The sequence below is a fragment of the Variovorax sp. OV329 genome, assembly GCF_900114785.1.
GTDB lineage: Bacteria > Pseudomonadota > Gammaproteobacteria > Burkholderiales > Burkholderiaceae_C > Variovorax.
The window spans coordinates 75,094-91,745 of sequence record NZ_FOUG01000019.1 but is presented as its reverse complement, the minus strand read 5'-3'; the positions used below and the strand labels follow the sequence as shown (position 1 = coordinate 91,745).

The window sequence follows — 16,652 nt, the reverse complement described above, 5'->3', positions numbered from 1 at the left end:
GACAGGCACCGTGCCTGCCCGCCGCATGCGAAGGTCGCATGCCGCGATGCCGGCGTCTGTGACAGCCTGTACCATCGGCCCACGTCGGCTACCCGCCCAGCCCTGCCGAACAGCCGCCGGCCGAATCCCATGAACCCCGACACCGCCGCCAACGAAGCCGCCGAACAGCAGCAGCAGGAACAGCTGCTGATGCCCGCGCCCGAAGGCCCGCTGTCGCGCTCGCGCCCGGGGCGGGAGCGCATCCTGGCGGCCATCCGCGCCGCCGCCATCACCGAGTTCAGCCTCAACGGGCTCAAGGGCACCTCCACCCAGGCCATCGCGGACCGGGCCGGGATCACCAAGCCGCAGCTGCACTACTACATCGCCGGCAAGGACGAGCTCTACGTCGAGCTGCTCATGCAGCTGCTGCACGAGTGGAAGGTGGTGTTCTCCTTCGACGAAGGCTCCAGCGACCCGGGCCGGGTGCTCTCGGGCTACATCCGCCAGAAGCTGGACCACGCCTTCGACAAGCCGGAGATGTCGCGCATCTTCACCCGCGAGGTCCTCGACGGCGGCCGCAACCTGGAGCGTTTCTGGCCCATGTCGCGCCAATGGACGCAGAAGAAGATCGACATCATCAACGGCTGGATCGCCCGCGGCCTGATGCGGCCGATGGACGCCAAGCTGCTGCTGCAGCACATCTGGGCCATGACCCAATATCACGCCGACTACGCGCTGCAGGTGCGCGCCATGGGCGGCCAACTGGGCGACGAAGCCCCGCCCCTCGACCGCGAACCCATCGCCCGCGAGCTGATCGCCTTCGTGCTGACGGGCTGCGGCATCAAGTCGCCGGACTGATCCGGCCGCGCTGACGCCGCCGCCAAGGCGGTCGCGATCTCCGCCACCCACGCCGGGGCGGCATTTCCTCATTTCGGTGCACGGCCAGGCCTCTGGGACTGGCACGCAGTTTGCAATGTTTGACCAGTTGCTCTGATTAATCGGTCAAAACACACCATGCGCGTGCTTGTCGTCTACTGCCACCCGGTCGAAACCAGCTTTGCCGCCGCGCTGCACCAGGAAGTGCTGCGGAACCTGAAGGCGGCCGGGCACGAGGTGGACGACTGGGACCTGTACGCCGAGGGCTTCGACCCGGTGATGTCGCGCGAGGAGCGCCTGGGCTACCACGAGGTGCCGGCCAACCGCGAGAAGGTGCAGCCGCACATCGACCGACTGAATCGGGCCGAGGCCATCGTCTTCTGCTTCCCCACCTGGTGCTTCGGCCTGCCGGCCATGCTCAAGGGCTGGTTCGACCGCCTGCTGATGCCGGGCGTGGCCTTCGACATCAGCGACCCGGCCAACGTGCGGCCGATGCTCACCCACATCAGGCGCATCAGCGGCGTGGTCACCTATGGCCGGCCGCGCTGGATGGCCTGGTACATGGGCGATCCGCCGCGAAAGATCGTCACGCGCTACATGAAGCGCCTCACGGCCGCGCAGGCCCGCGTGGACTTCCACGCCCACTACCACATGAACGTGGCCACGCCCACGCAGCTCTCGCGCTTCAAGGAGCGCGTGGGCCGGGCCATGGCGCGCTTCGCCTGACAAGACAAAAAAAGGACTCCGACATGCTGCACGGCTACATCCCGCCCCATCGCTTCCTGCCCTACCTGAGCCGGACCGAGATCGACCAGTTGCCCGACCGCGAGAACACGGTGATCGTGCTGCCCTGCGGCGCCATCGAGCAGCACGGCCCGCACCTGCCCTGCTCGGTCGACAGCGTGATCTCCTCCGGTGTGATGGGCGAGGCGCTCAAGCGCCTGCCGCCCGAGGTGCGCGCTTTCGCGCTGCCCACCATCACCTACGGCAAGTCGGAGGAGCACCTGCACTTCCCCGGCACGATGACGCTGACGGGCACCACGCTGCTGTCGACCGTGATCGAGATCGGCGAATCGGTGTACCGCTCGGGCTTTCGCAAGCTGCTGTTCGCCAACGGCCACGGCGGCCAGCCGCAGGTGCTGGAGATGGCAGCGCGCGAGCTGCGCCTGCGCCACGGCGACTTCGTGATCGTGCCGCATGGCGTGTCGCGCCTGCCCAGCGCCGCCAGCAAGCAGGTGAGCGAGCAGGAGAAGAAGCTCGCCATGCACGCCGGCCATTCCGAGACCGCGCTGATGCTGGCCCTGGCGCCCGAAACGGTGCACATGGAGCGCGCGGCGGCCAACTACCCGCCCGCCTTCCCGATCAAGCTGCTGTCGGGCGACGGCCGCCCGGCCTGCGCCTGGACGGCGCGCGACTTCGGCCCCAGCGGCGTGATCGGCGACCCCACCAGCGCGACGCGCGAACAGGGCCTGGAGATCCTGGACACGCTGGCCGACAGCTGGGTGCAGGCGCTGACCGAGCTGCATGCCCTGCGCTGGGTCGTGCGAGAGGAAGCCACTTGGGAGCGCGGCCACCAGCGCGGCTTCATCCAGGGCGTCCAGGGCACGGCCTTCGCCGGCTGAGTGCCAGAGGCGCACTCCTTGCATCGCACCCCTTTCCATCCCCATTCCATCACCTGAGGAGAACCCCACCATGCGCAAGACCATCGCCCTCCGACTCGCCCCGATCGCCGCTGCGCTTGCGCTCAGCGTCGGTGCGCCGGCCCACGCCCAGGAAGCCTTCACCTACATGACCAACTGGTACGCGCAGGCCGAGCACGGCGGCTTCTACCAGGCGGTGGCCGAAGGCATCTACAAGAAGTACGGCCTGGACGTGACCATCAAGATGGGCGGCCCGCAGGTCAACATCGCACAGATGATGGCGGCCGGCCAGACCGACTGCATCATGGGCAGCAGCGACATCCAGGCCATGCAGATGCGCGAGGGCGGCCTGCCCATCACCACCGTGGCCGCCTTCTTCCAGAAGGACCCGCAGGTGCTCATCGCCCACGACGACGTGAAGGGCTTCGAGGACCTCAAGGGCAAGACCATCCTCATTGCCAACAGCGCCAACCGCGGCTACTGGCCGTGGGTGAAGATGAAGTTCGGCCTGTCCGATTCGCAGACGCGGCCCTACACCTTCAACATCCAGCCCTTCGTGGCGGACAAGAACGCGGTGCAGCAGGGCTACCTCACCTCCGAGCCCTACGCGATCCAGAAGGCCGGCGTGAATGCCAAGGTGCTGATGATGAGCGACCACGGCTACACCGCCTACGCCACCACGGTGTCGTGCATGGACAAGACGCTCAAGGACCGCAGCAAGGCAGTGGCCGCCTTCGTCAAGGCCTCGGCCGAGGGCTGGAAGAGCTACCTGGCCAACCCCGCGCCGGGCAACGCCCTCATCAAGAAGGACAACCCGAACATGACCGACGACCAGCTCGCCTACAGCGTGGCCAAGCTCAAGGAGATGGGCATCGTGGCCAGCGGCGACGCCGGCAAGCTGGGCATTGGCGTGATCACCGATTCGCGCTCGAAGCAGAACTACGACTTCCTGGTGGCCGCCAAGCTGCTGGACCCGAGCAAGGTGCAGCTGGCCAGCACCTACACGACGGACTTCATCAAGGACGCCAAGGTCCTTCCCTGAGCCTGCTTGCCAACGCCCTGAAATAGCGGGCGCTGGGAAGAAGAACAGCGCCCGCGCCACCGAAAGGCCCCCTGCATGAACCGAATCGACCCCGAGGTCTTCGCCCCGCCGCCCGACACCGCTCCGGGCGTGCCGGCGGTGGAGATCCTGTCCGCCCAGAAGACCTACCCCAACGGCACGCAGGCCCTGCTGCCGGTGGACATGCGCATTGCCGAAGGCGAATTCGTCACCCTGCTGGGCCCCTCGGGCTGCGGCAAGAGCACGCTGCTCAAGATGGTGGCCGGCATGCTCGATCCCACCGACGGGCGCCTGCTGGTGTGGCGCAAGCCCGTGCAGCAGATCGAGCAGACCGGCCGCAAGATGGCTTTCGTCTTCCAGGCGCCCACGCTCATGCCCTGGGCCAGCGTGCAGACCAACGTGCGCCTGCCGCTGGACCTGGCGGGCGTGCCGCGCAAGGAAGCCGATGCGCGCGTGGCCGAGGCGCTGGAGCTGGTCGGACTCTCGAAGTTCGCCGGTGCCTTGCCCCGCGCGCTGTCGGGCGGCATGCAGATGCGCGTGTCGATCGCCCGCGGCCTGGTCACGCAGCCCGACCTGCTGCTGATGGACGAGCCCTTCGGCGCGCTGGACGAGATCACGCGCCACAAGCTCGACGCCGACCTGCTGGAGCTGTGGCGCAAGAAGAAGCTCACCGTCATCTTCGTCACGCACTCGATCCACGAGGCGGTGTTCCTGTCCAGCCGCGTGGTGATGATGGCCGCGCGGCCGGGCCGCGTGGTGGAGGAGTTCCACATCGACGAGCCCTATCCGCGCACGCCCGACTTCATGGTGTCGCCGCAGTTCGCGCGCCATGCCAAGCGCCTGCAGGACAGCCTGCTGCGCGCGAGCAGCCTGAACGAGGAGGTGGACGCATGAGCACGATCGCCGCCAACGCGGCGCTGCACACCGGCGCCTCCAGCAAGCCGGCTGCCGCCAGGCGCACGCCGCTGCTGTCCAGGCCGAACGTGCAGCGCGTGATCTATCCGCTGGCAGTCGGCATCGTGCTGGTCGGAATCTGGCAGGCCCTGGTGACCGCGATGGAGCTGCCGCCCTACCTGGTGCCCTCGCCCTTCCTGATGGTGCAGACCCTCTTCACCGACTGGGCCGCGCTCGGTGGCGCGCTGCTGACCACGCTGAAGGTGACGGTGCTGTCCTTCGTGCTCGCCACGGTGATCGGCGTGCTGGTGTCCTTCCTCTTCGTGCAGAGCAAGCGCATCGAGACGGCCCTGTTCCCCTACGCAGTGCTGCTGCAGGTGACGCCCATCGTGGCGGTCGCGCCGCTCATCATCATCTGGGTGAAGAACCCGACGGCCGCGATGGTGGTGTGTGCCGCGCTGGTGGCTCTCTTTCCCATCATCAGCAACACCACGCTGGGCTTGCGCAGCGTGGACCCGGACCTGCAGAGCTACTTCAAGCTCAACCATGCGACGCGCTGGCAGCAACTGGTGCGGCTGCGCATTCCGAGCGCCCTGCCCTACTTCTTCGGCGGGCTGCGCATCTCCAGCGGCCTGGCGCTCATCGGCGCGGTGGTGGCGGAGTTCGTGGCTGGCACCGGCGGCCAGGGCGCGGGCCTGGCCTACCAGATCCTGCAGTCGGGCTTCCAGCTGAACATCCCGCGCATGTTCGCCGCCCTGCTGCTCATTTCACTCACCGGCGTGGCGCTCTTCGTGCTGATGGCCTGGCTCACCAAGCTGGCCCTCGGCTCCTGGCACGCCAGCGAACTTTCCCAGGACTGATGTGATGAACGCCCCGCTTTCCGCCATCGAGCAGCTGCACATGGAGTTGCCCGAGCTCGACTGGATCACCGACCCCAGCCGCATCGCGCGGCTCTCGCAGGACTTCGCCTGGTTCAGCCCGGTGCTGCACCGCCAGCTCAAGGACAAGGTGGCCGATGCCGTGGTGCGCCCGCGCACCGAGGACGAGATCCGCGCCCTGGTCTCGGCCTGCGCGAAGCGCAAGGTGCCCATCACCATCCGCGGCAGCGGCACCGGCAACTACGGCCAGACCACGCCGCTGGCCGGCGGCGTGGTGCTGGACATGACCGCCTTCAACGCCGTGTGCTGGGTTCGGCCGGGCGTGGCGCGCGCGCAGGCGGGTGTGCGGCTGTCGACGCTGGAGAAGCAGACGCACGAAAGTGGCCAGGAACTGCGCTGCATTCCCTCCACCTACCGCAGTGCGACGCTGGGTGGCCTGTTCGGCGGCGGCTTCGGCGGGGTGGGTTCGATCAACTACGGGCCCCTGGCTGCGCCGGGCAACGTGCTGGGCATCCGCGCGATGAGCATCGAGGCCGAACCGCAGGTCGTCGAGCTGCGGGGCGCCGAGGCGCTGCGCATGCACCACCTCTGGGGCACCAACGGCCTGGTGCTGGAGGTCGAGGTCGGCCTGGCACCCGCGCATCCCTGGCTGGAGACGCTGGTGGTGTTCGAGGACTTCGACCGGGCCCTGGAGTTCGGCGATGCGCTGGCGCATGCGCCGGGCATCGTCAAGCGCGAGGTCGCCTTCTTCGGCAGCCCCGTGCCCGATCACCTGGGTCAGCTGGCGCAGCATCTTCCGCAGGGTTGCCATGCGGTGCTCTCGCTGGTCGCCGAATCCTGCGAAGAGCCGCTCATGGAGCTGGTGGCCGCACGCGGCGGCACGGTGACTTACCGCAAGACGGCCGAGGAAGTGAAGAAGAGCAACCGCACGCTGATGGAGTTCACCTGGAACCACACCACGCTGCATGCGCTGAAGATCGACAAGTCGCTCACCTACCTGCAGAGCGCCTTCACGCCCGGCGAGCACGTGCGGCAGATCCGCGAGATGGAAGCGCTGCTGGGCGGCGAGGTGCTGATGCATGCCGAATTCCTGCGCAACCTGGAGGGCCGCATCACCACCAGTGCGCTGCAGCTGGTGCGCTTTTCCACCGAAGAGCGGCTGGACGAAATCATGGCGCTGCACCGGGAACGCGGCGTGCGCATCAACAACCCGCACGTCTACATCGTGGAAGACGGCAAGGCGGGCGGCGCTTTGCCGCCCGAGGTGGTGGCGGTGAAGAAGCGTTTCGACCCGCTGGGCCTGCTCAATCCGGGGAAGCTGCGCGACTGGCCTGCCGCAGGCGCCGCGCCCTGAGGCGCCCGGCGAGGGTGGCGGCGACGATCGACAGCGCGCCCACCCAGATCGGCCACAACCCGTACTTGGCCACCCAGCGCGCGTAGGGCGTGAGGCCGGTGCGGCCTTCCACCTGCGCCGTGAGCACGCCGCGCGTCATGCGCGGCAGCTCGTGCGTGACGCGGCCGCGATGGTCGATGACCACGGTGGCGCCGGTGTTGGTGGCGCGCACCATCGGCCGCTCGAACTCGATGGCCCGCATGCGCGAGATCGCCTTGTGCTGGTCGATGGCGATGGTGTCGCCGAACCAGGCGATGTTGCTCACGTTGAGCAGCACCGTGGGCGCATTCGCCTCGTCGCGGAAGTTGGCGCCGATCTCGTCGCCGAACAAGTCCTCGTAGCAGATGTTGGGCGCGATGCGCTGGCCTTTCCACTGGAAGGCCGGCTGCGCCAGGCCGCCGCTGCGGAAGTCGCCTAGCGGGATGTTCATCATGTTGGTGAACCAGCGGAACATCGAGGGCACGAATTCGCCGAAGGGCACCAGGTGCGCCTTGTCGTAACGGTAGGGCTGGGCGAGCCCCGGTGCGAAGCCGAGCACGGAGTTGGTGTAGTCGCGGCCATCACCCAGGGGCAGGCCGACGATGGCCGCCTGCTCGCCGCTGGCGTAGCGCTTGGCGATCGCATCCAGGTAGCCGGGCGGCAGTTGCGAGGGCAGCAGCGGGATCGCCGTCTCGGGCGTGATGACCAGTGGCGCGCGGTTGGCCATGAGCTGCTCGCCGTACCAGCGCAGGGCCGTGGCGACGCCGCCGCCGGGAATGAATTTCTCGTCCTGAGGGATGTTGCCCTGCAGGAGTGCCACGTCGATGGGGCCGGCGCTGCCCATGCTGGCCTGCGGCCGGCATTCAGTTCGCAGGCAGTTGGAGGCCACGCCGCCGTAAACGAGGAAGGCCGCGAGCGCCGCTGGAACGATCCAGGACTTCGCGCGACGCGGGTTCAGCGCCGGCACCCGGGCCAGCAGCACCGCGATGATCGCGGCCAGGGCGCCGATGCCGTAGACGCCCACGCTGCGTGCGAAGACGATCAGCGGGCCGTCGAGATGCGCATAGCCGCCGGCGCCCCAAGGGAAGCCGGTGAAGAGGCTGTTGCGCAGCAGCTCGGCCATTGTCCAAAGGGCTGCGAACAGCAATGCCGACGGCAGCAGCCTGCGTGGTGCCCACCTGGCATACAGCGCGCCGGCCAGCCCGTAGTAGAGCGACAGCGCCGCCGACAGCAGGAAGACCGCGAGGGCGGCCAGCGGGGCCGCCAGCCCGCCGTAGGTGTGCATCGACACGTACATCCACCAGGTGGCGCCGCACAGCCACGCAGTGGCGAAGGCCCAGGCACTGTAGCCGGCGCGCAGCCAGGCCCGCGGGTCGGCGTCGGCGCGCTCACGGTCGAGCAGCCATACGAGCAGGGCCAGCGAGACCAGCTGCAGCCACCATAGGGGCTGGCCGTTCCAGGGAGACGCGATGGACAAGGCCTGCGCCAGGCCGGCCAGCCAGGGCAGCAGGCGGGCCAGCCAGCGGCCTTGCGCCGTTGAAAGGAGAGAGGTCAATCCGCCGCGTCGCCGCCGCGCGCCGGCGAGACCTTGAACCAGCGCACCGCACCGCCCTTGGTGTGCAGCACGAAGAAGTCGAAGCCGCCGATGACGTGGTGCTCGCCGCGCTTGGGCACGTGGCCCATCTCGTGCGCGATCAGGCCACCGATGGTCTCGAAGTCCTCCGTCAGCTGCTCCGCGTCGAACTCGATGCCGAAGGCCTCGGCCACGCGTTCGACCGGCGTGTCGCCCGAGACGCGGTAGGTGTGGTCGGCCAGGCCGAAGATGTCGCCCTCGTCCTCGGCGATGTCGAACTCGTCCTCGATCTCGCCCACGATCTGCTCGAGCACGTCCTCGATGGTGATGAGCCCGGCCACGCGGCCGAACTCGTCGATGACGATGGCCAGGTGGTTGCGGTTGCCGCGGAATTCGCGCAGCAGGTCGTTCAGGCCCTTGCTCTCGGGCACGAAGGTGGGCGTGCGCAGCAGGGCGCGGATCGACAGCGAGGGCGAGCGCTGCAGCTTGAGCAGGTCCTTCGCCAGCAGGATGCCGATGATGTTTTCCTTGTCGCCCTCGAACACCGGGAAGCGCGAGTGCGCGGTGTCGATCACGGTGTGGATCAGCGTCTCGAGCGGATCGTCGATGTCGACCAGGTCCATGCGCGGAGCCGCCACCATCACGTCGCCGGCTGTCATGTCGGCCATGCGCAGCACGCCTTCGAGCATCACGCGGGATTCGGCGCCGATGACATCGTTGTCCTCGGCATCGGCGAGCGTTTCGATCAGCTCGTCACGCGAATCAGGCCCGGGATGGATGAACTCGACGAGCTTCTGGAGAAAACTGCGCTTGTCTTCCCGCTCGATGGAAGGGCGTTCAGGGTGGGGGTCTGCCACTGCAGGGGGCGATAGTTGGGAAGAGGCCAAGGATACCGGATTGCCCGGTCAGACCCGTGAATCTCCCCGTAGGCGCGGATCGCGGCCGAGCCGCGCGGGCGTCCGGCGTTTCAGGCGGAAGACTTGTCGCGCGCGTCGCGCACGCCCTGGCGGATTTCCTGCACGCCGGCCAGGAAAGCCCAGAACTGCTTGGCGCGGGTCTTCAGGCGAAAGTCGATCTCGGCGAAGTGGTCGAGGGCGATCTCGCTCATGCGGCTGTCCAGCGTGGCCTCGGGCAGCTCCAGGTGCGCCTCGGATTCGGAACCGCTGCGCACCACGTGGGCGCCGGCCTTTCGGGCGATCTTCAGCATGGCCGCGTTTTCGCTCAGCGCATGGATGAACAGCATGTGCACGCCGGCGTTGCGGGCGGTGACCTCGGCGCGCTCGAACAAGCGCGCCCCGTAGCCTCGGCCGCGGGCGTGCTTGGACACGGAGACGCCGAACTCGGCGCATTCGTTGGGCTGGCCCTCGGGCGCAAAGGCCAGATGGGCCATCGCGATGAGCTCGAGGCGGCGGTTGTAGATGCCGAAGATCTCGTCGCGCTCGAAGTTCAGTCCGTCAACGTAGCGGCGGATCTGCTCGTCCGAGGCGCTGTAGCCGAAGCGCAGGTAGCGGTCGTGCGTATCGAGCGCCAGGAGGTGGGTGGCGATGCGCTCGCGCTCGCCCGGGCCGATGGATCGGATGGGCACGAGGATCGGTTGCTGGGCCGCGCTGGTCGCGGCGGTGGTGCGCTGCTCAACCATCGGCATTCTGAGAAAGGTACCGGCGCCGAGCGAGGCTTTGAATAAGGCCATGGCTGGATGCATGACGCAAATATAAGGGTTTTCCCTTGGTCTTCAAGCGCGTGCGCGACATGCCCCGGCAGATACTGGGGGTTGTTCGAGGAATAGTTCTCAAAGGGCGGTCGCAGGGCACGGATTCGCAGGGGCGTGGGCTGGAATGCCCATTCCAACGCCGAAGCGACCGGCACGCGACCCGCGCTAACCCCAGTGTCGGATCCAGCGGATGGTCACATCCGTGACACGTTTGGAACATGGATCGCTGGAGGCTAGGACAAGCCCGCTGTGAGCTTGCAGTCCGCTTTCGGACAATGCGAGCCCAAAGGAGATTGCATGCAGACATCCGTGCTCAAGAACTATCCCGCCGGCGTACCGCACACGGTCGACCCGGAGCAGTACCGCTCGCTGGGCCAGCTTTTCGAGGAATCCTTCAAGCGCTACGCCGACCGGCCATTTTCAGTGTGCATGGAAAAGTGGATGTCGTACCGGGAGCTGGACGAGCTCTCGGCCGCGCTTGGCGCCTGGCTGCAGAGCCGAGGCCTCGAACCCGGGGCTCGGGTCGCCATCATGCTGCCCAACATTCCGCAATTCGCCGTGACCATGGCTGCGGTCCTGCGCGCGGGCTACACCTGCGTCAACGTCAATCCGCTCTACACCGCTCGCGAACTGGAACACCAGTTGAAGGACTCCGGTGCGACGAGCATCGTCATCCTCGAGAACTTCGCCCACACGCTGGAGCAGGTGATCGAACGCACCGGCATCCAGCACGTGGTGGTGACGGCGATGGGCGACCTGCTGGGCGGGCTGTATGGCCAGTGGATCACTTTCGCCGTGCGCAACCTGGCGAAGATGGTGCCTGCGTACAAGCTGCCGCTGGACAAGGGCCGCACGGTCACGCGTTTTTCCAATGCCGTGTCGGAAGGCCGTGGGCGCACGCTCGCGCCGACGAGCGACACGCTCGATTCGATCGCCTTCCTCCAGTACACGGGCGGCACGACGGGCTTGTCCAAGGGGGCCGTGCTCACTCATCGCAACATCGTGGCGGCGACGCTGCAGGCGGAGGCCTGGTTCACCCCGGCACTGGGGAAGGCGGGGGACCTGAGCAAGGTCAACAGCATCGCAGCACTGCCCCTGTACCACATCTTCGCGCTCACGCTGTGCCTGCTGGCGATCCGCCAGGGTTCGCACCTCACGCTCATTCCCAATCCCCGCGACATGCGCAAGTTCATCGCGGTACTGAAGAAGCGGCCGTTCCACATGCTGCCGGCGGTGAACACGCTCTTCAACGGCCTGCTGATGCAGCCGGACCTCAAGACGGTGGACTTCTCCACGCTCTTCGTCTCGCAGGCCGGGGGCATGGCGGCCTCGGAAGGCACGGCGCAGCGCTGGCAAGAGGCTACAGGCTGCGCCATGATCGAAGGCTGGGGCATGAGCGAGACCTGCGCCATCGGCACCAACAACCCTGTGATGAACACCACCTTCTCCGGCACCATCGGCCTGCCCTTGCCGGGCATCGAGATCGCCATCAAGGACGACGCCGGCCAGACGCTGCCCGAGGGCGAAGCGGGCGAGCTGTGCATCAAGGGGCCCAACGTGATGGTGGGCTACTACAACCAGCCGGCCGAGACGGCCGCGGCCTTCACAGCCGACGGATTCATGCGCACCGGCGACATTGCCGTCATGATGAGCGACGGCCAGAGCCGTATCGTGGACCGCAAGAAGGACATGATCCTGGTGAGCGGCTTCAACGTGTTTCCCAACGAGTTGGAGAACGTCATTTCACTGTGCCCGGGTGTCGTGGAATGCGCGGCGGTCGGCGTGCCGGACGAGCGGCAGGGCGAAGCCATCAAGGTCTTCGTGGTCCGCCGCGACGCGTCGCTGAGCGAGGAAGACGTGCTGCGCTATTGCCACGACCGGCTCACTGGCTACAAGCGGCCCAAGCACATCGAGTTTCGCGATGCGCTGCCCAAGACCAACGTCGGCAAGATCCTGCGCCGCGAGCTGCGGCCGGCGGCGCATTGAGGCCCGGGCCTGAGCCGGTGAGCATCCACGCCCGGCTCCCCGCCGATGTCCAGGTGCTGGAGCGGGGCTGGCTGTCTTCCAACAACGTATTGCTGATCGGCAGCGAGCAAGCTGCTCTGGTCGATTCCGGCTATTGCACACACTCGGCGCAGACGCTGGCACTCGTCGGCCAGGCGTTGGGGCATCGGTCGCTGGATCTCCTCGTCAATACGCATCTTCACAGCGATCACTGCGGTGGGAACGCGGCCTTGCAGGCCCGCTATCCCAGCCTGCGAACTCTGGTTCCGCCGGGCGAGGCCGAGGCTGTGCGCGTTTGGGACGAAGACAAGCTCAGCTATCGCGCCACGGGCCAGGAGTGTCCGCGCTTCAGGATAAACGGAACGCTGGAGCCGGGCACGACGGTGAGCCTGGGCGACGCAAGCTGGGAAGTCCACGCGGCGCCTGGCCATGATCCGCACGCAGTCCTGCTGTACAGGCCCGATGCCGGCCTTCTGATTTCGGGCGATGCGCTCTGGGAAAAGGGGTTCGGGATCGTCTTTCCCGAAATGTGGGGAGAGCCCTCCTTCGATGAAGTGGCAGCCACGCTGGACCTGATCGAATCCCTGAAGCCCGATTGCGTGATCCCTGGGCACGGCGCTGTGTTCGAGCAGGTCGATGCGGCCTTGGCCACCGCCCGCGAACGCCTGGACGCTTTCGTCCGATCGCCTCAAAAGCATGCGAGGCATGCCATCAAGGTACTGATCAAGTTCAAGCTGCTGGAAATGAAGAAAGTCTGCGCGGAGGACTTCCAGACGTGGCTATCTGGCGCCGCTTATCTTCGCGAGGTACACCAACGATTTGCCGCGGATCGCGACCTCCAGGAGTGGAGCGGCGAATTGCTGAACGAACTCGTTCGATCTGGCGCCGCCCGCCGCGAAGGCGATCTCCTGTTCGACGCACCCTGAGCTTCAATTCATTTTCAAAGCCAGAAAGCAAAAAAGCCCAACCATTTCTGGTTGGGCTTTTTTGGGCTGTAAGAGCCTGACGATGACCTACTTTCACACGGGAACCCGCACTATCATCGGCGCGGAGGCGTTTCACTGTCCTGTTCGGGATGGGAAGGAGTGGGACCACCTCGCTATGGTCATCAGGCATAACTTGTTGTCTGACTGATCACACGATCAATCAAACGGATTCATAGAGTTTGGAATCAGCTTTTGGCGAATTATTTTGAATGCGTCAACTTGGCATAACACCTTGATCTGACTGATCAAAGTTATAGGGTCAAGCCGCACGAGCAATTAGTATCAGTTAGCTTAACGCATTACTGCGCTTCCACACCTGACCTATCAACGTCCTGGTCTTGAACGACTCTTTAGGGGGCTCAAGGCCCCGGCAGATCTCATCTTGAAACGAGTTTCCCGCTTAGATGCTTTCAGCGGTTATCTCTTCCACACTTAGCTACTCGGCAATGCCACTGGCGTGACAACCGATACACCAGAGGTGTGTCCACTCCGGTCCTCTCGTACTAGGAGCAGGCTTCCTCAAATCTGCAGCGCCCACGGAAGATAGGGACCAAACTGTCTCACGACGTTTTAAACCCAGCTCACGTACCTCTTTAAATGGCGAACAGCCATACCCTTGGGACCGGCTACAGCCCCAGGATGAGATGAGCCGACATCGAGGTGCCAAACACCGCCGTCGATATGAACTCTTGGGCGGTATCAGCCTGTTATCCCCAGAGTACCTTTTATCCGTTGAGCGATGGCCCTTCCATACAGAACCACCGGATCACTATGTCCTGCTTTCGCATCTGCTCGACTTGTCAGTCTCGCAGTTAAGCACGCTTATGCCATTGCACTATCGTCACGATGTCCGACCGTAACTAGCGTACCTTCGAACTCCTCCGTTACGCTTTGGGAGGAGACCGCCCCAGTCAAACTGCCTACCATGCACTGTCCCCAGCCCGGATAACGGGCCTAGGTTAGAACCTCAAACACACCAGGGTGGTATTTCAACGTTGGCTCCACCAGAACTAGCGTCCTGGCTTCAAAGCCTCCCACCTATCCTACACAGATCTGTTCAAAGTCCAATACAAAGCTACAGTAAAGGTTCATGGGGTCTTTCCGTCTTTCCGCGGGGAGATTGCATCATCACAAACATTTCAACTTCGCTGAGTCTCAGGAGGAGACAGTGTGGCCATCGTTACGCCATTCGTGCAGGTCGGAACTTACCCGACAAGGAATTTCGCTACCTTAGGACCGTTATAGTTACGGCCGCCGTTTACTGGGACTTCAATCAAGAGCTTGCACCCCATCATTTAATCTTCCAGCACCGGGCAGGCGTCACACCCTATACGTCCACTTTCGTGTTTGCAGAGTGCTGTGTTTTTAATAAACAGTCGCAGCCACCGATTTTTTGCAACCCGTTCATGCTTCGTTGTTCACTACACACTAATAGGGCACACCTTCTTCCGAAGTTACGGTGTCAATTTGCCGAGTTCCTTCTCCTGAGTTCTCTCAAGCGCCTTAGAATACTCATCTCGCGCACCAGTGTCGGTTTGCGGTACGGTCGTATATAGCTGAAGCTTAGTGGCTTTTCCTGGAACCTCGTTCAGTCACTTCGCGAGCAAGCTCGCTCGATCGTTGGCCTCGGTATATGTGCACCGGATTTGCCTAATGCACGCCTACATCCAACTAAACCGGGATATCCAACACCCGGATGACCTATTAAGATCCGTCCCCACATCGCACTATATATCGGTACAGGAATATTGACCTGTTTCCCATCAGCTACGCATCTCTGCCTCGCCTTAGGGGCCGACTCACTCTACGCCGATGAACGTTGCGTAGAAAACCTTGCGCTTACGGCGAGGGGGCTTTTCACCCCCTTTAACGCTACTCATGTCAGCATTCGCACTTCTGATACCTCCAGCACGCTTTACAACGCACCTTCACAGGCTTACAGAACGCTCTCCTACCACTTGCAATAAATTGCAAATCCGCAGCTTCGGTAACTGGCTTAGCCCCGTTACATCTTCCGCGCAGGACGACTCGATCAGTGAGCTATTACGCTTTCTTTAAATGATGGCTGCTTCTAAGCCAACATCCTGACTGTTTTAGCCTTCCCACTTCGTTTCCCACTTAGCCAATTTTAGGGACCTTAGCTGGCGGTCTGGGTTGTTTCCCTCTTGAGTCCGGACGTTAGCACCCGGTGCTCTGTCTCCCAAGCTGTACTCATCGGTATTCGGAGTTTGCCTTGGTTTGGTAAGTCGCCATGACCCCCTAGCCAAAACAGTGCTCTACCCCCGATGGTAATACTTGAGGCACTACCTAAATAGTTTTCGGAGAGAACCAGCTATTTCCAAGTTTGTTTAGCCTTTCACCCCTATCCACAGCTCATCCGCTAGTTTTGCAACACTAGTCGGTTCGGACCTCCAGTACCTGTTACGGCACCTTCATCCTGGCCATGGATAGATCACTTGGTTTCGGGTCTACACCCAGCGACTGAACGCCCTATTCGGACTCGATTTCTCTACGGCTTCCCTATTCGGTTAACCTTGCCACTGAATGTAAGTCGCTGACCCATTATACAAAAGGTACGCAGTCACCCCTTACGAGGCTCCTACTTTTTGTAAGCACGCGGTTTCAGGATCTATTTCACTCCCCTCCCGGGGTTCTTTTCGCCTTTCCCTCACGGTACTAGTTCACTATCGGTCGATGATGAGTATTTAGCCTTGGAGGATGGTCCCCCCATATTCAGACAGGATTACACGTGTCCCGCCCTACTTGTCGTTAGCTCAGTACCACACAGGTCATTTCACGTACGGGGCTATCACCCGCTATGGCCAGCCTTTCCAAGCTGTTCCGTTATGTCTTGTGCTATCACTAACAGGCTCTTCCGATTTCGCTCGCCACTACTTTCGGAATCTCGGTTGATGTCTTTTCCTCGAGCTACTGAGATGTTTCAGTTCACCCGGTTCGCCTCGCATGACTATGTATTCATCATGCGATACCTTTCGGTGGGTTTCCCCATTCGGAAATCTCCGGATCAAAGCTAATTTGCCAGCTCCCCGAAGCTTATCGCAGGCTATCACGTCCTTCGTCGCCTATCATCGCCAAGGCATCCACCACGTGCTCTTATTCACTTGACCCTATAACTTTGACTTCTCTCACGAGAATTCATCGTTTATCAAGGAATTGCCAGGTCTTTCACCTGGCGCGTTATGCCGCTTCAAATCGATTTGACTCGAAATTGAAGTTTCTTTTGACGCAATCAAAAATTCTATGTTGCTGATGGCACGGTCTGCACTAAACCTTTACGAATGTGCAGTTTCCATCAGCAACGCTGATTCGACTCTATGAATTTTTAAAGAACAGCCGATTGATCGAACAATCTCGATCAACAACAAAGAGGCCTCGCTGAACGCAAAGCCGCTTTGGTGTTGAATTTTTTTAAGTATCGATTGATTGGTGGAGGATGACGGGATCGAACCGACGACCCCCTGCTTGCAAAGCAGGTGCTCTCCCAGCTGAGCTAATCCCCCAAACTCTCACACGAGAAATCAGAAGATTTGGTGGGTCTAGTTGGGCTCGAACCAACGACCCCCGCCTTATCAAGACGGTGCTCTAACCAGCTGAGCTACAGACCCAATCGAAGATCAATGACGATCTCGACTTCTTCCAACAACCGATAAGTGTGGGC

12 protein-coding genes, 2 tRNA genes and 2 rRNA genes are annotated in these 16,652 nt (G+C 63.3%); 9 read left to right on the top strand and 7 right to left on the bottom strand.

Annotated features, from left to right (window positions below):
- The first annotated feature begins 189 nt into the window (after window positions 1-189).
- The 7 genes from BM345_RS24705 (at window position 190) to BM345_RS24675 (ending at window position 6,681) form a co-directional block, all read left to right on the top strand.
- Window positions 190-837: a TetR family transcriptional regulator C-terminal domain-containing protein gene (locus BM345_RS24705; RefSeq protein ID WP_093385127.1), complete on the top strand. Its 648-nt coding sequence runs from the start codon at window positions 190-192 to the stop codon at window positions 835-837.
- 156 nt (window positions 838-993) lie between these two features.
- Window positions 994-1,581 carry an NAD(P)H-dependent oxidoreductase gene (locus BM345_RS24700; RefSeq protein WP_093385021.1) on the top strand — a complete coding sequence of 196 codons (588 nt, stop codon included), beginning with the start codon at window positions 994-996 and terminating at the stop codon, window positions 1,579-1,581.
- Window positions 1,582-1,604: 23 nt separating this feature from the next.
- Window positions 1,605-2,477: a creatininase family protein gene (locus BM345_RS24695; protein WP_093385018.1), complete on the top strand. Its 873-nt coding sequence runs from the start codon at window positions 1,605-1,607 to the stop codon at window positions 2,475-2,477.
- A gap of 70 nt (window positions 2,478-2,547) precedes the next feature.
- Complete coding sequence (locus tag BM345_RS24690) at window positions 2,548-3,537, top strand: ABC transporter substrate-binding protein (protein ID WP_093385016.1); 990 nt, start codon at window positions 2,548-2,550, stop codon at window positions 3,535-3,537.
- A gap of 75 nt (window positions 3,538-3,612) precedes the next feature.
- Complete coding sequence (locus BM345_RS24685) at window positions 3,613-4,449, top strand: ABC transporter ATP-binding protein (RefSeq protein ID WP_093385013.1); 837 nt, start codon at window positions 3,613-3,615, stop codon at window positions 4,447-4,449.
- Window positions 4,446-5,309 (top strand): ABC transporter permease, encoded by an 864-nt coding sequence (locus BM345_RS24680; RefSeq protein WP_254789986.1) that lies wholly within the window; start codon window positions 4,446-4,448, stop codon window positions 5,307-5,309. Before BM345_RS24685 ends, BM345_RS24680 begins: the two co-directional genes overlap by 4 nt.
- 4 nt (window positions 5,310-5,313) lie before the next feature.
- Window positions 5,314-6,681 carry an FAD-binding oxidoreductase gene (locus tag BM345_RS24675; RefSeq protein ID WP_093385011.1) on the top strand — a complete coding sequence of 456 codons (1,368 nt, stop codon included), beginning with the start codon at window positions 5,314-5,316 and terminating at the stop codon, window positions 6,679-6,681.
- On the opposite strand, the gene lnt is transcribed toward BM345_RS24675, so the two are convergent.
- The 3 genes from lnt to BM345_RS24660 all read right to left on the bottom strand — a co-directional run bounded on the left by lnt (window position 6,632) and on the right by BM345_RS24660 (window position 9,911).
- The gene (lnt, locus tag BM345_RS24670; RefSeq protein WP_093385008.1) at window positions 6,632-8,254 is read right to left on the bottom strand and encodes an apolipoprotein N-acyltransferase; all 1,623 of its coding nucleotides are present in this window, start codon (window positions 8,252-8,254) and stop codon (window positions 6,632-6,634) included. The two genes, BM345_RS24675 and lnt, sit on opposite strands and share 50 nt — an antisense overlap.
- Window positions 8,251-9,129, bottom strand: a complete 879-nt coding sequence (locus BM345_RS24665; protein WP_093385005.1) for an HlyC/CorC family transporter — start codon at window positions 9,127-9,129, stop codon at window positions 8,251-8,253. The genes lnt and BM345_RS24665 overlap by 4 nt, the downstream gene beginning before the upstream one ends.
- Window positions 9,130-9,239: 110 nt before the next feature.
- The gene (locus BM345_RS24660; RefSeq protein ID WP_254789984.1) at window positions 9,240-9,911 is read right to left on the bottom strand and encodes a GNAT family N-acetyltransferase; all 672 of its coding nucleotides are present in this window, start codon (window positions 9,909-9,911) and stop codon (window positions 9,240-9,242) included.
- Between the two features lie 369 nt (window positions 9,912-10,280).
- Here BM345_RS24660 and BM345_RS24655 point away from each other — a divergent pair, with 369 nt between their 5' ends.
- Window positions 10,281-11,969, top strand: coding sequence for an AMP-binding protein (locus BM345_RS24655; protein ID WP_093385000.1), 1,689 nt, complete (start codon window positions 10,281-10,283; stop codon window positions 11,967-11,969).
- Window positions 11,970-11,986: 17 nt separating this feature from the next.
- Window positions 11,987-12,913 (top strand): MBL fold metallo-hydrolase, encoded by a 927-nt coding sequence (locus BM345_RS24650; protein WP_093384997.1) that lies wholly within the window; start codon window positions 11,987-11,989, stop codon window positions 12,911-12,913.
- A gap of 74 nt (window positions 12,914-12,987) precedes the next feature.
- Here the strand turns inward: BM345_RS24650 and rrf are convergent.
- From rrf to BM345_RS24630, 4 genes are all read right to left on the bottom strand, one after another.
- Window positions 12,988-13,100 (bottom strand): 5S ribosomal RNA (gene rrf / locus BM345_RS24645).
- 128 nt (window positions 13,101-13,228) lie between these two features.
- Window positions 13,229-16,101 (bottom strand): 23S ribosomal RNA (locus BM345_RS24640).
- Between the two features lie 317 nt (window positions 16,102-16,418).
- Window positions 16,419-16,494: transfer RNA gene (locus BM345_RS24635), tRNA-Ala, on the bottom strand.
- Between the two features lie 28 nt (window positions 16,495-16,522).
- Window positions 16,523-16,599, bottom strand: a tRNA-Ile gene (locus BM345_RS24630).
- Window positions 16,600-16,652 lie beyond the last annotated feature (53 nt).